Source organism: Pseudonocardia sp. (assembly GCF_035305885.1).
GTDB lineage: Bacteria > Actinomycetota > Actinomycetes > Mycobacteriales > Pseudonocardiaceae > Pseudonocardia.
The window spans coordinates 1-3,371 of sequence record NZ_DATGOP010000117.1 but is presented as its reverse complement, the minus strand read 5'-3'; the positions used below and the strand labels follow the sequence as shown (position 1 = coordinate 3,371).

At 74.9% G+C, this 3,371-nt stretch carries 4 protein-coding genes; 2 read left to right on the top strand and 2 right to left on the bottom strand.

Going from position 1 to position 3,371, the window contains the following annotated elements:
* On the top strand, positions 1–148 hold a 148-nt coding region (locus VKZ81_RS26400), incomplete at its 5' end, for a Fe-Mn family superoxide dismutase (RefSeq protein WP_324240751.1).
* Positions 149–175: 27 nt separating this feature from the next.
* Here the strand turns inward: VKZ81_RS26400 and VKZ81_RS26395 are convergent.
* Positions 176–1,465, bottom strand: coding sequence for a competence/damage-inducible protein A (locus VKZ81_RS26395; RefSeq protein WP_324244394.1), 1,290 nt, complete (start codon positions 1,463–1,465; stop codon positions 176–178).
* A gap of 22 nt (positions 1,466–1,487) precedes the next feature.
* Entirely contained in the window at positions 1,488–2,438 is a 951-nt protein-coding gene (locus VKZ81_RS26390) for a patatin-like phospholipase family protein (protein ID WP_324244393.1), read from the bottom strand.
* A 706-nt stretch (positions 2,439–3,144) separates the two neighbouring features.
* Between VKZ81_RS26390 and VKZ81_RS26385 the strand changes: the two genes are divergently transcribed.
* On the top strand, positions 3,145–3,371 hold a 227-nt coding region (locus VKZ81_RS26385), incomplete at its 3' end, for a 2-dehydropantoate 2-reductase N-terminal domain-containing protein (RefSeq protein WP_324244392.1).

The following is a 3,371-nucleotide window of genomic DNA, read 5'->3' as shown; positions in this document are numbered from 1 at the left end:
CCAGGTCCCGATCGTGCTGCTCGACATGTGGGAGCACGCGTTCTACCTGCAGTACCGCAACGTCAAGCCCGACTACGTCAAGGCCTGGTGGAACGTCGTCAACTGGGCCGACGCCGCCGAGCGCTTCGCCACGGCCCGCGGCGCCTGACGGCACGCCACGGGCCGGCCGGCGGGGTCAGCCGCCGCGTGCCGCCCGGAGCAGCAGGTGCATGCCGACGTCGGTGGCCCGCTCCCGGACGTCCGCGCGGCCGCCCGGCAGGCGCGGGTCGCGGGCGATCACCTGGCCGTCGGCCGTGGTGACGCAGAAGCAGACGTAACCGACGGGCTTCGCCTCTGTGCCCCCGCCGGGGCCGGCGACGCCGGTGATGCCGATGCCGACGTCGGCGCCGAACCGCTCGCGGGCGCCGTCGGCCAGCGCCCGCGCCACCTCCGGGGACACGGCGCCGTGGGCGGCGATCATCTCGGCGGGCACGCCGAGCAGCTCGGTCTTGGCCTCGTTGGAGTAGGCGACCACGCCGCCCGCGACGTAGTCGGACGAGCCGGCCAGGTCGACCAGCCGGGCCGCGAGCATCCCGCCGGTGCACGACTCCCCGGTGGCGACGGTCCACCCGCGCTCGCGCAGGGCGCGGGCCAACAGCTCGTCGGTCGTGGTGCCGTCGGCGGTCACCAGGTGCCGGGCGTGGCGGGCGGCCAGCTCGGCGTGCACGGCCTCGGCGACCGCCTCGGCGCCCGGACGCGGGCGCAGGTCGACCTCCAGCTCGGAGCGGCGCAGACAGGTGGTGATCTCGACGCCGGACAGGTCGCGCTCCGCCCCGATGTCCCGCAGGGTGGCGGCGATCTCGGACTCCGGCAGGCCGAAGAAGCGCAGCGAGCGCGCCGCCGCCGCGGGCACCCGGGCCAGCAGGTCGCGCACGGGCGGCGCGGCCAGCGCGGCGGGCCACATGCCGGTCAGCTCGCGGGGCGGCCCGGGCAGGACGACGACGACCGGTCCGCCGGGCGTCGGCACGACCAGCCCCGGCGCGGTGCCGACCGGGTCGAGCGCCACCGCGCCCCGCGGCACCATGGCCTGCTTGCGGTTCGCCGCCTCGAGCGCGGCGCCGCCGAAGCCGGTGCGGGCGGCGAAGCCGGCGAGGATCTGCGAGATCCGCTCGTACACCGCCTCGTCCAGCTCGAGCGGCACCCCCGCGAACCGGGCGACGACCTCGGCGGTCAGGTCATCGGCCGTCGGGCCGAGGCCGCCGCTCGTGACGACGAGCTCGCAGCCGTCGTCGCGGGCGCGCTCCAGCGCGCGGGTGAGGTCCTCGGCCCGGTCGCCGACGAGCTGCACGTGCGCCACCTCGAAGCCGAGCGCGGAGAGCTCGCGAGCGACCCACGGGCCGTTGCGGTCGGAGATCGCGCCCGTCAGCAGTTCCGTCCCGGTGACGACGACGGCGGCGCGCGGCCGCCTGCCGGCTGGTGCTTCCACGTGCCTCCGCTCCGTATCCCGATCAGGCCGCCACGGCATCGAGCGCGGCGACCGCCGACTCGTCGCCGATCCGCACCGCCGCTCCCACCCGCACCGGGTCGACGCACAGCGCGCCCATGCCCGCGGAGCGGGCCGGGGCGATCGCGGCCAGGTGGCCGGGTCCGCGGTCGGGGTGCGCCGCGTCGGTGACCAGGCGCAGGTCGGCGCCGTAGCGGCGGGAGCCCTGGGCGAGCGAACCGAGCCCGGGGACGATCCGGTCGAGCGCGCGGGCCCACAGCGAGAGCCCGGCGTCGGCGTCGGGGTGCAGGTCCTCCTGGCCCCGGCACAGCAGCACGAGCACGTGGGTGGCGCCGCCGCGCAGCGCCCGCGCCATGGCGAGCGGCTCGGCGACCGACCCGTCGACCCAGCGCCGCCCGGCCCACGGGACCGGGGGCCCGGCGAGCAGCGGGATCGCCGCGCTGGCCCGCAGCGCCTGCTGCCAGTCCTCGGCCGTGCGCATGCCCTCCAGCGTGTGGGCGGTGAGGTCGGCGGCGTCGGTGGCGATCACGCGCAGCGGGGCGGGCGTGCGGCCGAGCTCGTGCCAGGCGAGCGGCTTGCGGCGCCCGAGCACGTCGTGCACGAGGTGGTCGAGCGCGACGACCGGGCGCCGGGTGCCGAGCCTGCGCAGGTTGATGAACACGTCGGTGCAGAGGTCCTCCGGGTAGCTCGCGGCGCAGGCGGCGGCGTCCCCGGTGAGGAAGGCCGCGCCGCTGAAGCCACCCGACGACGCCCCGTAGACCTCGTCGAAGGCGGGGACGAGGCCCGCGCGGTCGAGCGCGCGGAGCATGCCGGCCACGTAGGCGCCGCGCATGCCACCGCCCCCGATGACGAGGGCGACCCGGTGCTCGTCGTCGCGCGCGCCCGGCTGGCTGCGGGCCGACCGGCGCCGCTGGAGGACGTCGATGACCTCCCGGTCACCGTGGAGATAGGGCACGGGAGACACCGTCGGCACCCGAACAGCGTAACGGGGCGGCCGTCGGGAGCGAGTACACCGCCGATCCCCGCGGCCCGCCGACGACGTCGGGCTGCCCGCCCCGGGGCTAGGCTGACGTCGGGCACTCGCGGGCCCACCGGCCCGCCCGCAGCCACCACGAGGCGCGTTCCGGCAGGTACCGCCGCCGACCGCCGGTCGTGCGGGGCGATCAGTCCCCCCGGTCCCCGCACCTCACGAGCGGGGAGCACGCGGAGTGATCACGCGCGTCGCTGTTCAACGAGCCGGGCGCGCGCAGGTTGCGTCGAGGTTCACCCATCCGCGCCGAACGGCAATCGCGGCGCGCCCGATGTGCAACCTCGACGACGAACGGTTATGCACAAACGTCGAGCGGTCAGCCGAGAAACGTTACAGTTATTCGGCGACGCGGCCAGAAATTCGCCCGAGCGAGTGATTCATAAGGTGACACGAATCACAGCACTTGGTTACAAAGAGCTGCGCTCCTCTCAGGTGGGTCACCCCACCGGATGACGCTGTAACCGGATACCCTCACCGCGACCTGGGGAAACCCGGGAGTCCGCGCAGCAGCTTCCACGAGTGTGGTTGCTCTGCGTGACGAAGGACCTGGACGATCGTCGGTCCGTCGGCTGCGAAACCATCGTCCGCCAGGGGCGACCGGAACGGTCGTCGAGAATTGGAGGGTCATTCCATGCAGTCGTCGAGGATCTTCATCGTCGGATCGGGTGTCGTGGGGGCCGCCACGGGTGGTGGCTTCCGGGACGCCGGCCACGACGTGACGTTCATCGACATCAACGAGGCGCGGGTCGAGGAGCTGAAGGGGCGCGGCTGGGACGCCCGCACCGAGATCGACCTCACCGACGAGCCCGAGTCGCTGATCTTCCTGACCCTGCCCACCCCGAACGACGGGCACCGCTA